This window comes from Nonomuraea africana, from assembly GCF_014873535.1.
Classification (GTDB): domain Bacteria; phylum Actinomycetota; class Actinomycetes; order Streptosporangiales; family Streptosporangiaceae; genus Nonomuraea; species Nonomuraea africana.
Genome location: NZ_JADBEF010000001.1, coordinates 8,747,204 through 8,764,966, shown reverse-complemented (window position 1 = coordinate 8,764,966; position 17,763 = coordinate 8,747,204). Strand labels below are relative to the sequence as shown.

The 17,763-nt window shown below is 70.5% G+C and carries 19 protein-coding genes; 10 read left to right on the top strand and 9 right to left on the bottom strand.

Annotated features, from left to right (window positions below; all coding sequences use genetic code 11):
• The first annotated feature begins 51 nt into the window (after positions 1-51).
• The gene (locus H4W81_RS41995) at positions 52-1,014 is read left to right on the top strand and encodes a glycosyltransferase (RefSeq protein WP_192779879.1); all 963 of its coding nucleotides are present in this window, start codon (positions 52-54) and stop codon (positions 1,012-1,014) included.
• Between the two features lie 6 nt (positions 1,015-1,020).
• On the opposite strand, the gene H4W81_RS41990 is transcribed toward H4W81_RS41995, so the two are convergent.
• Complete coding sequence (locus tag H4W81_RS41990; RefSeq protein ID WP_192779878.1) at positions 1,021-1,893, bottom strand: hypothetical protein; 873 nt, start codon at positions 1,891-1,893, stop codon at positions 1,021-1,023.
• Positions 1,890-2,333 (bottom strand): RNA polymerase sigma factor, encoded by a 444-nt coding sequence (locus tag H4W81_RS41985; protein WP_192779877.1) that lies wholly within the window; start codon positions 2,331-2,333, stop codon positions 1,890-1,892. Before H4W81_RS41985 ends, H4W81_RS41990 begins: the two co-directional genes overlap by 4 nt.
• Before the next feature lie 90 nt (positions 2,334-2,423).
• Here H4W81_RS41985 and H4W81_RS41980 point away from each other — a divergent pair, with 90 nt between their 5' ends.
• The gene (locus tag H4W81_RS41980; RefSeq protein ID WP_192779876.1) at positions 2,424-3,140 is read left to right on the top strand and encodes an acetoacetate decarboxylase family protein; all 717 of its coding nucleotides are present in this window, start codon (positions 2,424-2,426) and stop codon (positions 3,138-3,140) included.
• Here the strand turns inward: H4W81_RS41980 and H4W81_RS41975 are convergent, their stop codons facing one another.
• The 4 genes from H4W81_RS41975 to H4W81_RS41960 all read right to left on the bottom strand — a co-directional run bounded on the left by H4W81_RS41975 (position 3,141) and on the right by H4W81_RS41960 (position 6,751).
• Positions 3,141-4,025 (bottom strand): glycosyltransferase family 2 protein, encoded by an 885-nt coding sequence (locus H4W81_RS41975; RefSeq protein ID WP_192781360.1) that lies wholly within the window; start codon positions 4,023-4,025, stop codon positions 3,141-3,143. It abuts the gene before it with no gap.
• A gap of 180 nt (positions 4,026-4,205) precedes the next feature.
• Entirely contained in the window at positions 4,206-4,973 is a 768-nt protein-coding gene (locus H4W81_RS41970; protein ID WP_192779875.1) for a CDP-alcohol phosphatidyltransferase family protein, read from the bottom strand.
• On the bottom strand, positions 4,951-5,991 hold the full coding sequence (locus tag H4W81_RS41965; RefSeq protein ID WP_192781359.1) for an iron-containing alcohol dehydrogenase family protein: 1,041 nt from the start codon (positions 5,989-5,991) through the stop codon (positions 4,951-4,953). The genes H4W81_RS41970 and H4W81_RS41965 overlap by 23 nt, the downstream gene beginning before the upstream one ends.
• Before the next feature lie 28 nt (positions 5,992-6,019).
• Entirely contained in the window at positions 6,020-6,751 is a 732-nt protein-coding gene (locus H4W81_RS41960; protein WP_192779874.1) for a phosphocholine cytidylyltransferase family protein, read from the bottom strand.
• A gap of 635 nt (positions 6,752-7,386) precedes the next feature.
• Here H4W81_RS41960 and H4W81_RS41955 point away from each other — a divergent pair.
• On the top strand, positions 7,387-8,226 hold the full coding sequence (locus H4W81_RS41955) for an IS5 family transposase (RefSeq protein ID WP_192774431.1): 840 nt from the start codon (positions 7,387-7,389) through the stop codon (positions 8,224-8,226).
• A gap of 39 nt (positions 8,227-8,265) precedes the next feature.
• Here the strand turns inward: H4W81_RS41955 and H4W81_RS49040 are convergent, their stop codons facing one another.
• Together H4W81_RS49040 and H4W81_RS41945 are read right to left on the bottom strand one after the other, a co-directional pair.
• Entirely contained in the window at positions 8,266-8,889 is a 624-nt protein-coding gene (locus H4W81_RS49040) for a DUF5941 domain-containing protein (protein WP_192779873.1), read from the bottom strand.
• Positions 8,886-10,346, bottom strand: coding sequence for a CDP-alcohol phosphatidyltransferase family protein (locus H4W81_RS41945; protein WP_318782414.1), 1,461 nt, complete (start codon positions 10,344-10,346; stop codon positions 8,886-8,888). The genes H4W81_RS49040 and H4W81_RS41945 overlap by 4 nt, the downstream gene beginning before the upstream one ends.
• Before the next feature lie 108 nt (positions 10,347-10,454).
• Between H4W81_RS41945 and H4W81_RS41940 the strand changes: the two genes are divergently transcribed.
• A complete protein-coding gene (locus H4W81_RS41940; protein ID WP_192779872.1) occupies positions 10,455-11,801 on the top strand; it encodes a bifunctional cytidylyltransferase/SDR family oxidoreductase in 1,347 nt (448 codons plus the stop codon).
• Positions 11,802-11,852: 51 nt separating this feature from the next.
• Here H4W81_RS41940 and H4W81_RS41935 read toward each other — a convergent pair whose 3' ends face one another.
• Positions 11,853-12,875: a glycosyltransferase family 2 protein gene (locus H4W81_RS41935; protein WP_192779871.1), complete on the bottom strand. Its 1,023-nt coding sequence runs from the start codon at positions 12,873-12,875 to the stop codon at positions 11,853-11,855.
• A gap of 66 nt (positions 12,876-12,941) precedes the next feature.
• Here H4W81_RS41935 and H4W81_RS41930 point away from each other — a divergent pair, with 66 nt between their 5' ends.
• From H4W81_RS41930 to H4W81_RS41905, 6 genes are all read left to right on the top strand, one after another.
• Entirely contained in the window at positions 12,942-14,378 is a 1,437-nt protein-coding gene (locus H4W81_RS41930) for an LCP family protein (RefSeq protein ID WP_192779870.1), read from the top strand.
• Between the two features lie 28 nt (positions 14,379-14,406).
• A complete protein-coding gene (locus H4W81_RS41925; RefSeq protein ID WP_192779869.1) occupies positions 14,407-14,748 on the top strand; it encodes an STAS domain-containing protein in 342 nt (113 codons plus the stop codon).
• A gap of 67 nt (positions 14,749-14,815) precedes the next feature.
• Entirely contained in the window at positions 14,816-15,634 is an 819-nt protein-coding gene (locus tag H4W81_RS41920) for an LLM class flavin-dependent oxidoreductase (RefSeq protein ID WP_225959047.1), read from the top strand.
• A 79-nt stretch (positions 15,635-15,713) separates the two neighbouring features.
• Positions 15,714-16,448: a DUF4097 family beta strand repeat-containing protein gene (locus H4W81_RS41915; RefSeq protein ID WP_192779868.1), complete on the top strand. Its 735-nt coding sequence runs from the start codon at positions 15,714-15,716 to the stop codon at positions 16,446-16,448.
• Positions 16,449-16,559: 111 nt separating this feature from the next.
• Entirely contained in the window at positions 16,560-17,174 is a 615-nt protein-coding gene (locus tag H4W81_RS41910; RefSeq protein WP_192779867.1) for a GNAT family N-acetyltransferase, read from the top strand.
• A gap of 10 nt (positions 17,175-17,184) precedes the next feature.
• Positions 17,185-17,664, top strand: coding sequence for an RrF2 family transcriptional regulator (locus H4W81_RS41905; protein ID WP_192779866.1), 480 nt, complete (start codon positions 17,185-17,187; stop codon positions 17,662-17,664).
• Positions 17,665-17,763 lie beyond the last annotated feature (99 nt).

The following is a 17,763-nucleotide window of genomic DNA, read 5'->3' as shown; positions in this document are numbered from 1 at the left end:
GTTACCCCCACATTCACGCAGGTGATGGCATAGGCGCGCACCATCGCCTATATGCGCGTTTGCGTCGCAACAACCCTCCATCATCCCGAGGACGCCCGGATCATGCACCGGCAGATCAGGGCGCTGCTCGACGCGGGCCACGAGGTGACCTACGTCGCTCCTTTCACCCACTTCAACGTGACACCCATTCCGCCGATCACCGCGATCGACGTTCGCAAGGGCGGCAGGGCGCGGACGGCGCTGCGCCGCGGCGTCAAGGACGCCGACCTGCTGATCCTGCACGAGGCCGAGCTGCTGCTCGCCCTCCCGTTCCGGCACCCGCCCGTCGTGCTCGACGTGCGCGACGAGGCCAGGGGCGCGCTCGGCCGCAGGCTCGTGGCCAGGGCCGAACGGCTGCACCGCGTCCTCGAGCCCGCTGCGGCCGAGGCCACCCAGGTCGCCGACGCCCCGCTGCCCGCGGGCGACACCCGTGTCGTGCACATCGGCAGGCTGACGACCGCCAAGGGCGTCAACGAGCTGGTCGAGCTGGCGCGGCGGCTGGTGCCGTACGGGATCAGGCTCGATCTGATCGGCGCGGCCGACAGGGAGGTCAGGCCGATCCTGCGGGACGCCCAGCGGGTGGGGCTGCTCGACTGGTTCGGTTACGTCCCCAACAGGCACGCCCTGCGCATGGCCGAGGGCGCGCTGGCGGGGGTGTGCCTGTGGCGGGAGCCGTCGTCCAGGCCACCCACCAAGGTCCTCGACTACATGGGGCGGGGGGTGCCCGTCGTCACCACCCCTGCCGCCGCCGCGCTGGTGGAGGAGGCGGGGTGCGGGTCCGTCGTGCCGTACGGGGACGTGGAGGCGACTCTGGGCGCCGTCCTGGATCTCAGGGAGGACCCGGTACGGCGGGCGGCGCTGGCCGCCAAGGGCCACTCACTCGCCCGCCTGCGCCACCACTGGCCCGACCAGGCCGCCTCGTTCACCGCGCGCCTGGAGACGTGGGCGGGGGTAGCCCACGAACTGGCCGTCTGACGTGGCTCACGGCCGCTCGAGATCGTAGGTGACGTCGGCCACCCTGATGGTCTTGATGTCGGGATCGTCGATGAGCTTGCGGAGATCGCCCACCGTTCGGCTCGTCACGAAGGCATAGGTCAGCCCGTCGGCCGCGCTCTTCTTCAGCCTGGCGAGGTCAAGACCGAACTGCCTCAGGTTGTGCTCGTCATGGGCGCGCAGCGAGGCCACCCAGGCGCGGAAGCTCGCCAGGTTGTCGTCCTGGTCGAAGGCGGCCCCGATCTGGTGAGCGCTCCAGGTGATAGGCGTGGATCTCGGCCTGTTCTCGTAGACGACCCGCTCCGGGTACAGATCGGTCCTCTTCCGGAAGGCGGCGAACTCCGTCTCCTTGAGCGGCCTGCTCAGCTCCACGACCGTCAGTGCGGTCAGCCCCTCGGGCAGCCTGGCGAGGACCTGGCGCATGTCCTGCTTGGGCTGGTTGCCCGTGCCGACGTCGTAGAGGCCGTAGGTGAGCCTGGTCTCGGTCGCATAACCGAGCGGGGGTGACTGCACCCTGCCGAAGAAGTCCTGCTCCACGCGCAGTGTCTGGACCGCGGCCCCGGCGAAGAAGCCTCCCCTCGCCTGCAGGGGGCTGACGTGGACGGAGAAGGACATCCCGGTCAGCGAGATATCACAGCACTCCTTCTCACCGATCACGTAGCCGGGGTTGGCCACCTGCAGGGCCGTGCCCAGCACGTCCACCATCCGCCGCTCCCTGTTGCCGCGCTCCTGGATCAGGCGGGAGCCGAACACGACGGCCAGCGACACGACGAGCAGCACGGCGAGCACGGCCGTGGCCGTGCGCAGGATGCCGAGCCGTACGGCCCGCCTGGTCCTCTTGGGGTCGAACTCGGGGATCAAATGCTGCTCCCGTACATCTCGGCGAAGGCCTTGCGGGCCCGCCAGGCGGCGGTCTTGACGGAGGAGGGCGAGCGGCCGGTCATCGCGGCCACCTCCACGAGGGAGAACCCTTCGTAGTAGACGAGCGTGAGGAGCTCTCGGTGCTGAGGGGGCAGCCGCGCGAGCGCGTCCCTGACGTCGAGGCCCGCCACGTCCATCGCGGGCACGCCCAGCTCGTCGGGGTCGGGCAGGGGCAGCTCCGTACGGCGGCGCCGTACGTGGTCGATGAGGACGTTCCTGGCGATCGCCAGCAGCCAGGCGGCGGGGCTGCCGCCGCGGTGGCCGAGAAACGCCCTGGTGGCCTTGACGAACGTCTCCTGGGCGAGGTCCTCGGCCAGGTGGGGATCGCGGGTGCGGCGCAGGAGATAGCCGCACACGAGCGGCCAGTGCTCGCGATACAACTCCTCGATGATGCTCGCCTCCGCGTGGTTTCGGCAGTCACATCATCTGGAGACGTGGACGGCGGCGCGATGGTCACATGTACTGGAGGCATGGCTTCGCATCTGATCCAAGGCCGGACGATCACCATGCCCGTGCGGGTGACCGACGCCACCGTCTGCAGCGCCACGTATGCCGTCAGCGCGGACGCCGCCCGCGCGGTGATCGCCTACTCGGGCCTCGACGTGGCCGAGGTCCTGCCCGGCAGGGCCGTCTGCACGCTGGTGTTCGTCGAGTACCGTGACAGCGATCTCGATTCCTACCACGAGTTCGGTGTCACCTTCCTGGTCAGGCCGCCGGGCAGTCCCCGCCCGCGGGCCTCAGGGCCGGCCACGCTGAGGAACGCGGGCGCGTTCGTGCACTGGCTGCCGGTGGACCAGGGTTTCACGCTGGAGGCGGGGCGCACGCTCTGGGGCTTCCCCAAGGAGCTGGCCGACATCGAGCTGCGGCTGTCGTCGCCGTACAAGCGCTGCATCCTGCGCAAGGACGGCCGGCTGGTGGTGGACATGCTCGTCAAGCCAGGGATGCCGGTGGGCGGCGCGGCGGCGGCGACCCCGCTGACCGCCTACACCCATCTGGATGGCGTCACCAGGCGTGTCCCCGCCAAGATGTGGGCGCGCGGAATGCGGGTGCGCCCGGGAGGGGCGCTGATTCGCCTGGGCAACCATCCGGTCGCCAAGGAGCTCAGCGAGCTGGGCCTGCCCAAGCGGGCGCTGATGTCCACATCGCTGCGCGCGTCCATGACCTTCGGTGCGGCGGAAGTCGTGTGATCACACGATCGGCGGACGGCCCAGCTTCACCATGCGCCACGCGGTGCGCCAGGCCATCGGCCTGCGCTCGCCCGCGGGGGTGCGCAGCCCTTCGACGAAGCCCTGGAACCACGCCTTGATGGCCACGCCCGAGCGGCGCTCGCGCACCAGCGTCAGCACCACCCAGTCGAGCAGGTAGAGCCCGGCCAGCGGCCACGGCAGGTTGCGGCGCGCCAGCCACACCCTGTTGCGGGCGTTGAGCCGGTAGAACTCCGCGTGCCTGGTCGGCGGCACCTGCGGGTGGTACATGACGGTCTCGGCGTCGTACTCGATGCGGTAGCCCTCGCCCAGCAGCCGCCAGGCCAGGTCAGTCTCCTCGTGCGCGTAGAAGAACCGCTCGGGCAACCCGCCGACCTGGAGGAAGGCCGACCTGCGGATCGCGGAGGCGCCGCCGAGGAACGTGGTGACGGGTGAGGAACGCTCGGGGTCGCCCGCGCGAAGGCGCGGCACGTGGCGGCGCTGTCCGATGCCGCCGTCGGGGTCCATGACCCGGAAGGAGATGACGGCGAGGTCGGGCTCGGTGGCGAAACGGTCGCGCACGTGCGCGACGACCTTCTGGTTGGCGTACCAGCCGTCGTCGTCGAGGAACAGGACGACGTCGCCGGAGCACTCCTCGACCCCGCGGTTACGGCCTGCGGGAATGCCGGTGTTGTGGGCCAGCCGTACGGTTTTCACGGACGCCGCAGAGCCGTCGGGCGGTGTCGCCGTCACCTCGGGAACGTCGGCCCCGTTGCCCACGATCACCACCTCGACGTCGCCGTCGACCTGGTTGAGCGCGGACTCGACCGCCCGGTTGAGCTCGGCGACCCGGTTGCCCATGGTGAGGATGACGCACGAGATCTTCAACGGGTCATCGCCTGGACGCGTCGAGAGCACGAGCGGAGCATTCTTTCATGATCACCGAGTCTGCTGGGGTATGCCATATCCGGATAGGTGAAGACAAGAGTATCGGAACCGTCAGTGAACCCCCACCGAACAGCGGGCGTCTGATCAATTCGACGGGTGCGGCGCCCCGACGGTTCCGAATCACGCTAGCCGCCTGGAGGCCAGGATGCTCACCAGATGGAGGATCATTTGAAGTCCGGCCGCCGCGACGCAGGCCACGACGAGCACCTTCGAGGCGGTGAGGTCGCCGAGGGCCAGATCGATCACCGCCGCGACCAGCGCGAGCAGTGACAGCTCGATCGGCTGCACGATCCGGTGGAACTTCGTCGCGCCCAGCACCCGCCGTCCCAGCCCGAGCAGGCCGGAGCGGAGCTGCCCCGCGGAGGCCTCGGTGGCGGCCTGCAGACCGCCCTTGGCCCGCGCCACGTCCACGAGATCGGTCTCGGCCTTGATGAGGATCGCGCCGAGCGCGGCGGCGAACCCCAGCACGGTGTACCAGTCGGGCAGGACGCTCGACGCCCTCCAGCCGAGGCCCGCCAGCAGCGCGGCCTCGGTGAAGTAGGCGCCGACCCTGTCGAGATAGACGCCGGTCAGCGAGGTCTTGCCGGTCCAGCGGGCCAGCTCGCCGTCGGAGCAGTCGAGGAGCAGGTAGACCTGGACGAGCAGGGCGGCGCCCACGGCGGCCCACAGCCCGGGCAGCGCGAGCGCCACACCCGCCGCGACGCCGGCCGCCGTCATCACCCAGGTCAGCTGGTTGGGCGTGACCGACGTCCTGGTCAACAGCCAGGTGACGCGGAGAGAGAGCCTGCGCATGTAGAGCACGCCGGCCCAGTGCTCGCCGTTCCTGCGCTCCAGGTGGCCGGCGGGCTGGGCGACCGCCCGCAGCTCAGCTACCGAAGGCCCGGACATAGCTCTCCACCCGATCGCGAACCTCTGACTCCGACAGCCGCAGGTGCTCGAGGATCGTGTAGCGACCTGGACGGGTGGAGGGCGCCAGCATGACGGCCTCGGTGAACTGCTCCACGCTCAGACCGATGTCGCCCGGCGTGACAGGAAGCTGGTGCTGCCTCAGGCAGTCGACCACCTGCGCCAGCCTGGCCTCGTCCTCCCTGAGGAAGAAACAGAAGGCGGCACCGATCCCGGCGAGCTCGCCATGGTTGGACGTGCCGGGGAAGAGCTGATCCACGGCATGAAGGATCTCATGATCTCCGCCACTGGAGGGACGCGAGGAGCCCGCGATCACCATGGACATCCCCGACAGGATCAGCGATTCGGCGAGAACGGTCAGGAACGCGTCGGATTCGATCGAATCCCTGCGGCCGATCAGCGCCTCGGCCGAGGTGCGCGCCATCGAGCAGGCCAGGCCGTCGATCGGCTCGCCCCGCTCGACGTTGGCCAGCTGCCAGTCCTCGATCGCCGACAGGTTGCTCACCACGTCGCCCACGCCCGACCTGACGAGCGCGTCGGGCGCGGTGTGCACGAAGTCGAGGTCGACGAGGATGGCCAGCGGCATCGGCACCCCGAAGGAGCCCTTGCCGCCCTCGTAGACCAGCGAGGCGGTCGGCGAGCAGATGCCGTCGTGGGAGAGGTTGGTGGCCACGGCCACCATGGGGATCCCGGCCAGGGAGGCGGCGTACTTGGTGGCGTCGATCGTGCGGCCGCCGCCCACCCCGACGACCACCTCGTAGGCACCCTTGCGCAGGTCGGCGCCGAGCGAGACGGCGGCGTCGACCGAGCCGTCGGCGACGCGGAACACCTCCGCCTCGGAGAGGGTCAGCGCGATGAGACCCTCGATGTGGTCGCCCTGTCCAGGGCCGACCGCCACGGCGACCCGGCCTGAGGTGGCCACCCTGCTGTCGGCCAGCAGCGCGCCGAGCTGCGCGACCGCGCCCCGCCGTACCTCCATGGTCAGGGGGGCGGGCAGCATCCTCGCTAGAAGCGGCATCTAGCCTCCCCTAGTAACGGGCGGCGATGTCGCGGGCCTTGTTCAGGTCGTCGTGGTTGTCGACCTCGACCCACTCGACCTTGCCGATCGGCGCGACGTGGATCTGCTCGCCGCGCTCGACCAGCTCCTGGTAGCCGTCCTCGTAGTAGAGCTGAGGATCGCGCTCGAAGGTGGCCTGCAGGGCGTCGGCCAGCTTCTGGGCGGCGCCGGGTCGGATGAGGGTCGCGCCGATGTACTCGCCGTAGGCGTCGGCGGGGTCCATCAGCTTGGTGATGCGCTGGAGCGAGCCGTCGCGCAGCGTCACCTTCATCTCCTCGTCGGCGAGCGTCTTGACGTCGTCGACGGCGAGCAGGATGTCGCTGGTGGCCGGAGCCGACAGCAGCGTCTCCTCCACCGAGACGGGGTGCACGGTGTCGCCGTTGACCAGCAGCGCGCCCTGCGCGAAGTGGTCGCGCGCGCACCACAGGGAGTAGGCGTTGTTCCACTCCTCGGCCTTGTCGTTGTGCACGAGCTCGATCTTCACGCCGTAACGCCGTTCGAAGTCGGCCTTGCGCTCGTGTACGGCCTGTGCCGCGTATCCGACCACGATCACCACGTCACGCAGGTCCACCGCGGCGAGGTTGCGCAGCGAGATGTCCATGATCGTGGTTTCTCCGTCGACCGGCACGAGCGCCTTGGGCAGCGTGTCGGTGTACGGCCGCAGGCGTCGTCCGGCCCCGGCGGCCAGCACCATTCCCAGCAACGTGCACTCCTCAGTCGAGCATGACTACGTAAGACCCCAAAGGTTAGTTGCCTGGAGGCCCTGATCGTGTAATCCGGAGCGAAGGAGCTCGGCGGGAGTGAGCGAGGTTCAACCCAATGCCAACGAGCGCCGAGCGGTCGCGACCCTCACACACAGCGCGAAGGAGCTCGGCGGGAGTGAGCGAGGTTCAACCCAATGCCAACGAGCGCCGAGCGGTCGCGACCCTCACACACAGCGCGAAGGAGCTCGGCGGGAGTGAGCGAGGTTCAACCCGATCCCAACGAGCGCCGAGCGGTCGCGACCCTCAGACACAGCGCGAAGGAGCTCGGCGGGAGTGAGCGAGGTTCAACCCAATGCCAACGAGCGCCGAAGCGGTCGCGACCCTCAAACACACCCTTAGTGGGCGTTTAATCCTGGGAGGTGATGTAGGTCCCAGTACGTCCCTCCGTCTGACCGCCCAATTTGCGCGCTTTCGGCGCATGTCGGCGTGGCGATGTCGATGAGAAGCTCGCAGAGCGCCGACCTCATCCAGGAAAGTCCTGTCTCATCCCAAGATGCCGAGCATGTCACGGTATGTGATTGAAAGCTGACACTCAGGACTGGGCGGCACATGCAATCTGCGATACGCCAGAAGCATGGCCGAGCAGCGACCGTACCCCAGCGACCTGTCCGACGCACGATGGGCGCTCATCGAACCAGTGCTGAGCGCCTGGCGCGCCGACCGCCGCGGCACAGGCCTCGACATCGGCCGCCCCTGCGAGCACGACCTGCGCGCCATCCTGAACGCCATCCTCTACGTCGACCGCACCGGCATCCCCTGGCGCTACCTGCCGCACGAGTACCCACCCTGGCAGACCGTCTACGGCTACTTCGCCCACTGGCAGAAAGACGGGGTCTTCACCCAGCTCACCGGCCTGCTCCGGCGATTAGTGCGCACCGCCGAAGGCCGCGATCCCGAACCGAGCGCCTGCATCATCGACGCTCAGAGCGTCAAGACCTCCGCCAACGCGCCCGCGGCCAGCCAGGGCTACGACGCCGGCAAGAAGATCGCCGGCCGCAAACGCAGCATCGTCACCGACACCCTCGGCCTGCTACTCGCCGTGCTGGTCACCGCCGCCGGCGTCTCCGACGGCGCCGCCGGACTGCCCCTGCTGACCCAGGTCGCCGAAGACCACCCGACCATCACCAAGGCCTGGGCCGACAGCGCCTACCGCACCAAGGTCATCGAAGGCGGCGCCGCCCTCGGCATCGACGTCGAAGTCGTCCGCCGCGACCCTGCCACCAGGGGCTTCACCGCCCTGCCCCGCCGCTGGGTCGCCGAACGGACCCTCGGCTGGCTCATGCTCCACCGCCGACTGGTCCGCGACTACGAGGCCCTGCCCGCTCGATCCGAAGCCATGATTCACATCGCCATGATCGATCTGATGACCCGCCGCCTCGCCCGCGAATCCACCCCAACCTGGCGAGGCACCTGAAACACCGATCAGACGGAACTCACAGGATCAAACGCCCACTTAGTCGGGAGTTCCCATTTCGGCTGCATCCACCCCGGAGCGGGGCGCGGCCAGCCAGCACGTCAGTGATTCCCAGCCGAACAGGCACCACAGATAGACGGCCAGCAGCACGCACATGGCGGTCATCTGGCCGATGATCACTCCGACCGCCACGGCCAGCATCCGCCCGTCCCAGCCGAGCCCCGCGGTGGCCAGCAACGGCGGCGGGTAGACGCGCTGCCTGATCCGGTAGACCAGGTCGTAGTGATGGAAGGCCATCGCGCCGAGCAGCGCGAAGATGAGCACCGGGTGCAGGTCGTGGCCGAAACAGACGGCCGCGACGAAGACGTACTCGGTCATCCGCAGGATCGGGGGTACCAGCCAGTCGAGCCTGCCGTCGTGCGGGTGCGAGCTGCCGGGGCCGGCCAGCAGCAGCGTCACGGCGGGCGCGAACACCGCGAGCCCGTCGGTGCCGCCCACGCCGACCAGGAGCAGGATGCCGGTGACGAACGCTCCGGCGATCGCCGGAGGCAGCGGCGGCAGCTGGCCCGCCACGAGCGCGCCCATGCCGCGCGAGAGCGGCCCGTCGTCGCGGTAGGCGACCACGGTGCTGCGCGGAACGGGCACCATGTGCACGGAGATCATGCGGTGGACCTCGCGATCCTGCCGACGAGTTGGTAGAGGAGGGCGAGACCACCCCAGGCCAGCAACGCCATGAAGGTCACCTTGGCGTTGAAGAGCGCGGCGGTGAGCGCGATCAGCGCCATCCGCTCGCCGATCGGCAGCACGACCGCCTTCTTCACCCATCGGGTGAGCTTCTCGCGCTCCAGCCGCTGCGCGAGCCCGAGCACCCCCTGCCGAGGTACGGCGACGCGGCCCACGTCCACCGACTCCAGCAGCGACCTCGGCGGCCTGGCCCACGCGGCGCCGACGCGCCTGGCGTCGGACATGCCGCCCTTGAAGGAGAAGTCGACCATGTGCCTGAGCATCTGGAGGATCATCGCCGCCACGGCCAGCCGCCAGATCCCCTCGGGCCCTCCGTTGCCGGCGTCGAGCCCCGCGGAGTAGCCGAGGGCGAGACCGACGTAGACGACGTACTCCTTCAGCCGGTCGGCCATCGCGTCGACCCACGCGCCGAGCCGCGAGAACGTGCGGGTGTAGCGGGCGAGCTGGCCGTCCACGCAGTCGAGCACGAACGACAGCAGCAGCAGCGCGGCGCCGAGGATCTGGGCGCCCCTGGTGCCCTCCGAGAACCACACCGCCGCCAGCACCGCCAGGGCGACGGAGATGCCGGTCACCGCGTTGGGCGTGAGCTTCAGCTTCGCGGCCAGGCGGACCAGATGGGGCGACCACGAGCTGACGAAGAAGGTGGTGAAGAAGCCGTCGTCGGCCTTGACCGCGCTGTCGAGCCGTACCTTGGCCTCGTCGACGTCGGACAGGCGGGTCACGGCCAGGTCCGCGGCGGACTGGGCGGTGACCCTGTCGGCGTGCAGCGGCCCGAGCCGCGCGGCGCGCACGCTCACCCCTGAGCGCACGAGGCCGACCAGCAGCAGGTCGATCGCCTCGATCGGGGTGACGGGGCCGAGGCGGCCGGTGTCGGCCAGCTCGGCCAGTTCGTCGGCGATGTCCGCCAGGGTGCCGAGGTCGGCCTCGCCGACCTGCAGGACGCCTCTGAAGGTGGCGTTGGCCTCGGGCACCACATGGTAGGAGCTGCCGGCCGCCAGGACCCTGCCGCGCGCGATCCTGACGGGCGGGCGCAGCGGCCCGACCGTGGCGTCGGTGCTCACCAGCGCGCCGGTGTTGCGGGACGGGTGCTCCACGAGCACCGCCAGCGCCTCGGTGTGCGCGATGAGGTCGGCCGGCAGGAGGACGACCGGGCCCGTGGAGATACGCGCGATCTTGGCCACGCCGCGCAGGTCGGCGCCCAGGCCACCGCCCTGCGGCACCACGTGCACGTCGCGCACGGGTAGCATCAGCAGCTGGTCGTTGATCCGGTCGAGCAGGGTGCCGTCCGCGCACGACAGCCGGGCGGCCGGGGTCGTGGCGAGCACGACGGCCGCCGCCGTGAGGCCCTCTCGGGTGGTGGTGGTGGATTCTGGCACGCGCGGTTCTCCTTCGGATACGAGGAGTGCGTTGCCCAGCGTAGCGACCCGTTGACCGCAAATCACGAGGACGTGGCCGCGACGCGCGAGACCATTACCCTCTTTTGTATGGAATCTCGGCTGCGCACCGTGGGAGTGCTCCTCGCCGGGGGCGTCGGTCGGCGTGTCGGGCTCGGCACCCCGAAGCAGCTCATCAGGATCGCCGGCCGGTCGATCATCGAGCACACCCTCGCCCTGTTCGACGCCGCGCCCGAGATCGACGAGATCGTCGTGCTGATGACCCCCGGCTTCACCGCCGAGGTCGCCGAGCTGGTCGCCGCGCGCGGCTTCGGCAAGGTGAGCCAGGTGCTCGAAGGCGGCGCCACCCGCTCGGAGACCACGTGGCGGGCGCTACGCGCGCTCGGCTCCGACGAGTGCGACGTGCTCCTGCACGACGCCGTACGGCCGCTGCTGGAGCCCCGGATCATCACGGAGTGTGTCGAGGCGCTGAAGGAGGCGCGCGCGGTCGAGGTCGCCATCCCGAGCTCCGACACGATCGTCGTGACGGCGCCGGGGCCGGGCGGCGAGGTCGTCCAGGAGATCCCCGACCGGGCGCGGCTGCGTCGTGTCCAGACGCCGCAGGGCTTCAGGCTCTCGGTGATCCGTGAGGCGTACGAGCGGGCCTTCGCCGACCCTGACTTCGCCCGCCGGCCGGCCACCGACGACTGCGGCGTGGTGCTGCGGTACCTGCCCGAGGTGCCGATCGTGATCGTGCCCGGCAGCGAGCGCAACATCAAGGTCACCCACCCCGTCGACGTGCACATCGCCGACGCGCTCTTCCAGCTGGCCGCCTCGACGGCGCCGGCGGCCTCCCCCGCCGCCCGCCGCGAGGCGTTCGACGGCAGGAGCGTGGTCGTCTTCGGCGACGCCGCCGGGATCGGCGCGGCGGTGGCCGAGCTCGCCCGCGGGCACGGCGCCGTCGTGCGCTCCTTCTCCCGCTCGGTGGACGGCGTGCGGGTGGAGGACCCCGCCTCCGTCGCGAAGGCGCTGGCCGAGGTGGGCCGCGTCGACCACGTGGTGTACGCGGCCGAGGCGCCGCACGCGGGCAGGCTGGCGGAGGTCTCGGAGGCGGCGGTCGCCGACGTCGTCAACGTCAACGTGCTCGGGCCGGTGACCGTGGCGCGCGCGGCCCACCCCTATCTGAGGGAGACGGGCGGCGGGTTGCTGTTCTACGCCGCGCCGGGTCCCGGGAGCGGGGGCCACGGGCTGCACTCGGCGACCAGGGCCGCCGTCGCCGAACTCACGCGGGCGCTGGCCGACGAGTGGGCGGGCGAGGGCATCAGGGCGAACTGCGTCAGTCCCCGCCGTCCGGGATCGCCGGTGGTCGCCGCCACGACATCCGTCGACCTGCTGGCCTCGGGCCTGACGGGCCAGGTCGTCGACGTCCTCGCCACGACGAGTGACCCGGCCCCGTGATCACGGGGCCGGGCCAGGAGGTGGTCGGGAGGTCAGCGCTGGGTCGGGAGGTCAGCGCTGGGGTCGGGAGAGCTTGCGCGGGCTGGTGAGGAAGCCCCAGCCCCACGACAGGTGCATGGTGGCGTAGACGAACGGCAGCGCGAACCTGGCCCGTGCGGGCAGCCCGCTGCCGGTCAGCACCGAGCCGCCGGTGATCGCCAGCATGTACCCGCCGGGGACGATCAGCGCGAGCGGGAAGAACGGCGAGACCAGCAAGCCCGCCACGATCGCGACGACGACGGCCGGCGGCGCGAGGTAGCGCAGGTTGATCGTGCCCTCGTGGGTGCGCGCCACGACGCGCCGCCACCTGCCGTAGTGGAAGTACTGCTTGGCCAGGGCTCTGAGGTTGGGCCTCGGCCGGTAGGTGACGCGCATCCTGGGCTGGAACCACACCAGGCCGCCGCTCTCGCGGATGCGGTGGTTCATCTCCCAGTCTTGGGCGCGCTGGAAGTGCTCGTCGTAGCCGCCGACCCGCTTCAGGGCCGAGCGCCTGAACACGCCCAGGTAGACGGTGTCGGCGGGGCCCGCCGTGCCGCCCACGTGGAAGGCGGCCGAGCCGACGCCGATCTTGGAGGTCATCGCGCGGGCGACGGCCTGCTCGAAGGCGGTGACGCCCTCGGCCGCCATGACGCCGCCGACGTTGTCGGCTCCGGTCTCCTCCAGCGTCTCGACCGCCACCCTGAGGTAGTCGTCGGGGAGCATGGCATGCCCGTCGACCCTGGCGATGATCTCGTGGCGGGAGGCGCCGATGGCGGCGTTGAGCGCGTTGGGGGTGCGTCCCGTCGGGTTGGCCACCACGGTCACCCTGGGGTCCGCCGCCGCGATCGCGTCGGCCACCTCCTGGGTGCGGTCGCGTGAGGGTCCGACGGCGAGCACGACTTCGATGGGGCCTGGGTAGGCCTGGGCGAGGATCTGGTCGACGGCCTCGCGCAGGTGCCGTTCCTCGTTGAGGATCGGCATCACGACGGAGATCGCCGGCCAGGCGCGCGTCTGTGGGAACGCGGGCTGCGCGGGCGAGTCGGGGAACTGCTTCATGGCGGGCCTCACGCTACTGTACGACGAGGGGAGGAGAGCAATCCCTGCGGTGTTTGGAGGGGTGCCTTGGAGGAGGATGACGCGGCTGTTGCCGTGGGCGGTGACGCTCCTGGGAGCGTCAGGCTCGCCGGACGCCGACCTCCGCGTAAACCCGGCAGGGGGGCGAGGGCGAGGCGGCGCAACCTGATCCTCGCCGGCTCCATGTCGGCGCTCGTCCTGGCTGGCACCGGCTGGGTGTGGGCCACGCCGCAGAAGATCGGCTCGGTCGACGCCGGGCTGGGCGGCACCGAGCAGGCGCCCTCGGGGCCGATGAACATCCTGCTGGTCGGCGTCGACAAGCGCGACGACCTCACCCGCAAGGAGCAGAACCGGCTCAAGCTCGGCCGTGAGACCGGCGAGCGGACCGACACGATGATGCTGATCCATCTGTCGGCCGACCACCGCAAGGTGACCGTGGTCAGCCTGCCGCGCGACACCTGGACGACCATTCCCGGCAAGGGCCAGCACAAGATCAACTCCGCATACCAGTTCGGCGGCGCCAAGCTGGCCCGCCAGACCGTGCAGCAGGCGACGGGGCTGCCGATCACCAGGTACATCGAGGTGAACGTCCTCGGCTTCGTCAACGTGGTCGACCGGCTCGGCGGGGTGACCGTCTGCACGCCCGTGCCCATCAACGACCCCAAGACGGGGCTCAACCTCGCCGCCGGCACCCACCAGCTCGACGGCGCCAGAGCGCTCGGCTACGCCCGCACCAGGGCGACCGCCCGCTCCGACCTCGACCGCATCGACCGCCAGCAGCAGGTCATCTCGGCGATGCTGAGCAAGGCGCTGTCCAACCCGGCAAACCTGATCTCCTTCGTCAACTCCTCGCTCGCCACGATCAAGGTGGACCCCGACGACGGGCTCGTGCCGCTGGTCGAGCAGCTCAAGGACGTCTCGCTCGACGACGTGAAGTTCGCCAGCGTGCCGCTGACCGACGTCGACTTCAAGACGCCGACCGGCGAGTCGGCCGTGCTCTGGGACAAGGAGCGGGCCGCCGACCTGTTCCGGCGCATCGGCGCCGACCAGGACCTCGCCAAGCCGGCTCCGAAGCCGTCGGTCCTGCCCACGCAGTCCGTCAGGTCCGTGCCGCCCGACCAGATCAAGGTCAAGGTGCTCAACGGCACGCTCATCACCGGGCTCGGCGCGCGCACCAAGGCGGGGCTGCTCGCCGCCGGGTTCAAGGTGCCGGGCGTACCCGGCAACACCACGCGGAAGGACTTCGCGAAGACCGTCGTGCGCTACGGCGAGGGCATGGAGAACGCCGCGAAGACCGTGGCCGCCGCGATCCCCGGGGCCGAGCTGAAGCAGACCGGCGTCGACGGCATCGAGGTGGTCGTGGGCCAGGACCAGCCGAAGGTGCGCAAGCCGAAGTCGGCCGCCACGCCGTCCGCCTCCCCTTCCCCGCAGATCACACCCACCACCCGAACGGCGAGTCAGAACATCTGCAAGAAAGCCGGATAATACGGCGTTCTATGGGCAGTTTCTTACCATGGTGGTCAGGTCGTGGACGGATGGTCGGTTCGCTCTAGTCCAAGCAGTCGGTGACCTGGATCTGGCGGCCGTCCCCCGCCTGCGCGAGGAGCTCGACCGGGTCCTGGCGCCCATGCGCGGTCCGCAGCTGGCCATCGACCTGACCGAGGTGCCGTTCTGCGACTCCGTGGGCCTGGGCCTGCTGGTCTCGACGCTGACCAGGATCAAGGACCTGCACGGCAGGCTCATCCTGGTGGTCGGCCCAGGGATGATCCACCACCTTCTGGCGATCACGAACCTCGACCGCCACTTCGAGCTCAGCGACTCCGTCGACGGCGCGCGCCAGGCGCTGGCCGCCTGACCCCCGCCGCGCGGGCGTGATCTCCATCCGCCAGGATGGTGGACGCGTCGACACTGGAGGGGTCCCGATGAGACTTGGCGTGATGTTCGACCGCGACCTGCCGCCCGAGCGGCTGATCCCGTTCGCGCGTGCGCTCGACTCGAAGGTCGACGACCTCTGGGTGGTCGAGGATCTCGGCTGGACCGGCGGCCTCACCTCGGCGGCCGCCGCGCTCGCGGCCACCTCGGCGCTGCGGGTCGGCCTGGGCATCGCGCCCGCGCCGCTGCGCAACCCGATGCTGCTGGCCATGGAGTTCGCCAACCTGGCCAGGCTCTTCCCTTCGCGCTTCGTCGGCGGCGTCGGGCACGGCGTGCAGGAGTGGATGCGCCAGGTCGGCGCCGCCGCGACGTCCCCCCTGACGCTGCTGGAGGAGACGATCACGTCGGTGCGGGCGCTGCTGCGCGGCGAGACGGTGACGAACGACCGGCTCGACGGCGTGCGGCTGGTGCACCCGCCGGCGGTCGTCCCGCCGGTCGTGGCGGGGGTGAAGGGCCCTCGCTCGCTGGCCGTGTCGGGCAGGGTGGCGCAGGGCACGATCCTGCCCGAGGGTTTCGGCCCGGCCGCCATCGCCCCGGCGCTTGAGCGGATCTCGCCTGCGGGCGAGCACGAGCTGATCGTCTTCGCGTTCCTGTGCGTCGGCGACACCGCGGAGTTGGCGGGGCCGAAGGTGGGCGCGGCGCGGTTCCTGTCGGTCGACCCGGCCGAGGTGTTCGCCGCCGAGGGCACGCCCGCGCAGGCGGCCGCGGCCGTCAAGGCGCTCTGGGCCGCCGGCGCGGGCACCGTCGTGCTGCGCCCCGTCGGCGACGACCCGCTCGCCCACGTCGAGGGGCTGCTGTCCGCCCTGTGATCGCTCTGGACGATCGGCCGATGGCAGATCGTCCGGATGGCCGATAGCACCGGCGGAGATCGGCGACACGATCGCTGCCATGAAGCGGATGACGGCACTGGCCGCGGCGGGGCTGATCAGCCTGAGCGCCTGCGGTTTCCAGCTCGACAGGACCGAGCGGCACGAGGCCCGGACCTTCCCGCTCGGCGGGACGTCCCTGACGATCACCTCCAGGGTGGGCGACCTGCGCGTGGTCCCCGGCGACGCCTCGGGGGTGAAGGTGGAGCGCTGGCTGCAGGGCACCGCCGGAGAACCCGGCAAGTCGCAGTGGACGCTCGAGAACGGCAGGCTGGCGCTCAGTACCGACTGCACGGTCTTCTTCGGCTCCTGCGGCGCCCGTTACACCGTCCACCTGCCGCCGGGGGTGGCGCTCGTGGTGGAGGGCGGCGACGAGCGGGTGTCGCTCTCCCGGCTGCCGCAGGACGTCTCGGTCTCCACCACCGGCGGCGACATCACCGCCGAGGGACTCTCCGGCACGCTGCGCCTGCGCACGCACGAGGGGACGATCAGGTCGCGTGCCACCCGCTCGGCCGACGTCAGGGCGCGCTCGCGCGACGGCGACATCTCGGTCGGCTTCGCCGCGCCGCCCGGCAAGGTGGACACGCAGTCGCGCGCGGGAGGAGTGGTGGTGTCCGTGCCCGAGGGCGAGTACGGGATCACCGTGGTGAGCCGCAACGGCCGCTCTCGCACGGAGATCAAGGACGCGGGCGACGGCAGCGCGAGGACGATCGTCGCGCGGAGCGAGGACGGAGACGTGCGCGTCACGAGAACGTAGGCCGCCCCGGCGCGTCTGACCTCCGCCTTCGCGGGGCCGGGGCGGAGCGATGGGCGCCGCGCGGTGCCTGGTACCTTCGCGCAGTCTCGACGTTGCGCCAGGGGGAGCCAGATGGTGGAGATCCGACCGTTCCAGCCCTACGACCTGCCCGGGATGTATCGGGTGTGCCTTCAGACGGGCGACTCCGGCAAGGACGCCACCGCGCTCTACCGCGACCCCGACCTGCTCGCGCACATCTACGCCGGGCCGTACCCCGTCGCCGATCCCGGGCTCAGCTTCGTCGCCGTGGACCAGCGGGGCGTCCTCGGCTACATCATCGCCACCGCCGACACCCTGGCGTTCGAGCACTGGATGGAGGAGCACTGGTGGCCGGGGCTGCGTGCGCGCTATCCCCTCGCGATGGCCGCCGACCCGGGCGACGGCACCCAGGACTGGTGGTGCGTGGAGCGCATCCACCGCGCCGGACCCACCCCCGACGAGCTCTACGACCGCTTTCCCGCCCACCTGCACATCGACATCCTGCCCAGAGGGCAGGGCGCAGGGCTGGGCAGGCAGCTCATGAAGACACTGCTCGAGGCCCTGCGCGTACGGCGGGTGCCCGGCGTGCACCTGGGCGTCGGAGCGGGCAACCCAGGGGCGTTCGCGTTCTATCGCGCGATGGGCTTCTCCGTGGTTCGTCCCGACACCTGGGGCTCCACTATGGCTTTGTCTATTCTGGACGTGTAGTATCCAGATTATGCGGATGAGCGAGGGCGTCGAGTGGGCGCTCCACAGCTGCCTCAACCTCTCGTGGATCGAGACCGGTGAGGCGATGACGGCGGCCAGGCTGGCGGCCTTCTACGACCTGCCGGCCGCCTACCTCAACAAGCAGCTCCAGGCTCTGGCCAGAGCCGGGATCCTCGCCTCGACCCCGGGGCCGCGGGGCGGCTTCCGGCTGGCCCGCCCCCTCGACCGCATCACGCTGATGGACGTCGTGACGGCGATCGAGGGAGCCGAGGAGGCGTTCAGGTGCGAGCAGATCCTCAGGGCAGGTCCCGGCGGCGGCCCGCACGTCGACTACAGGGAGAGCTGCGTGATCTCCCAGACGATGCGCAGGGCGGAGCTGACCTGGCGGCGCGAGCTGGCCGGGCAGACGCTGGCCGACATCAGGGACACCGTCGAGAGCCGGTTCCCCGGAACACCCGACAGCACCCGCGCGTGGTTCGCGCGGACCTGATCAGTCCATGGCGGAATTCTGGATATCTCGGATGGAGAATAAATTGATTTTCCTGGAGACGAAGGCTTCGAGCAGGCCGTCACCCCGTGGAACCTCGCC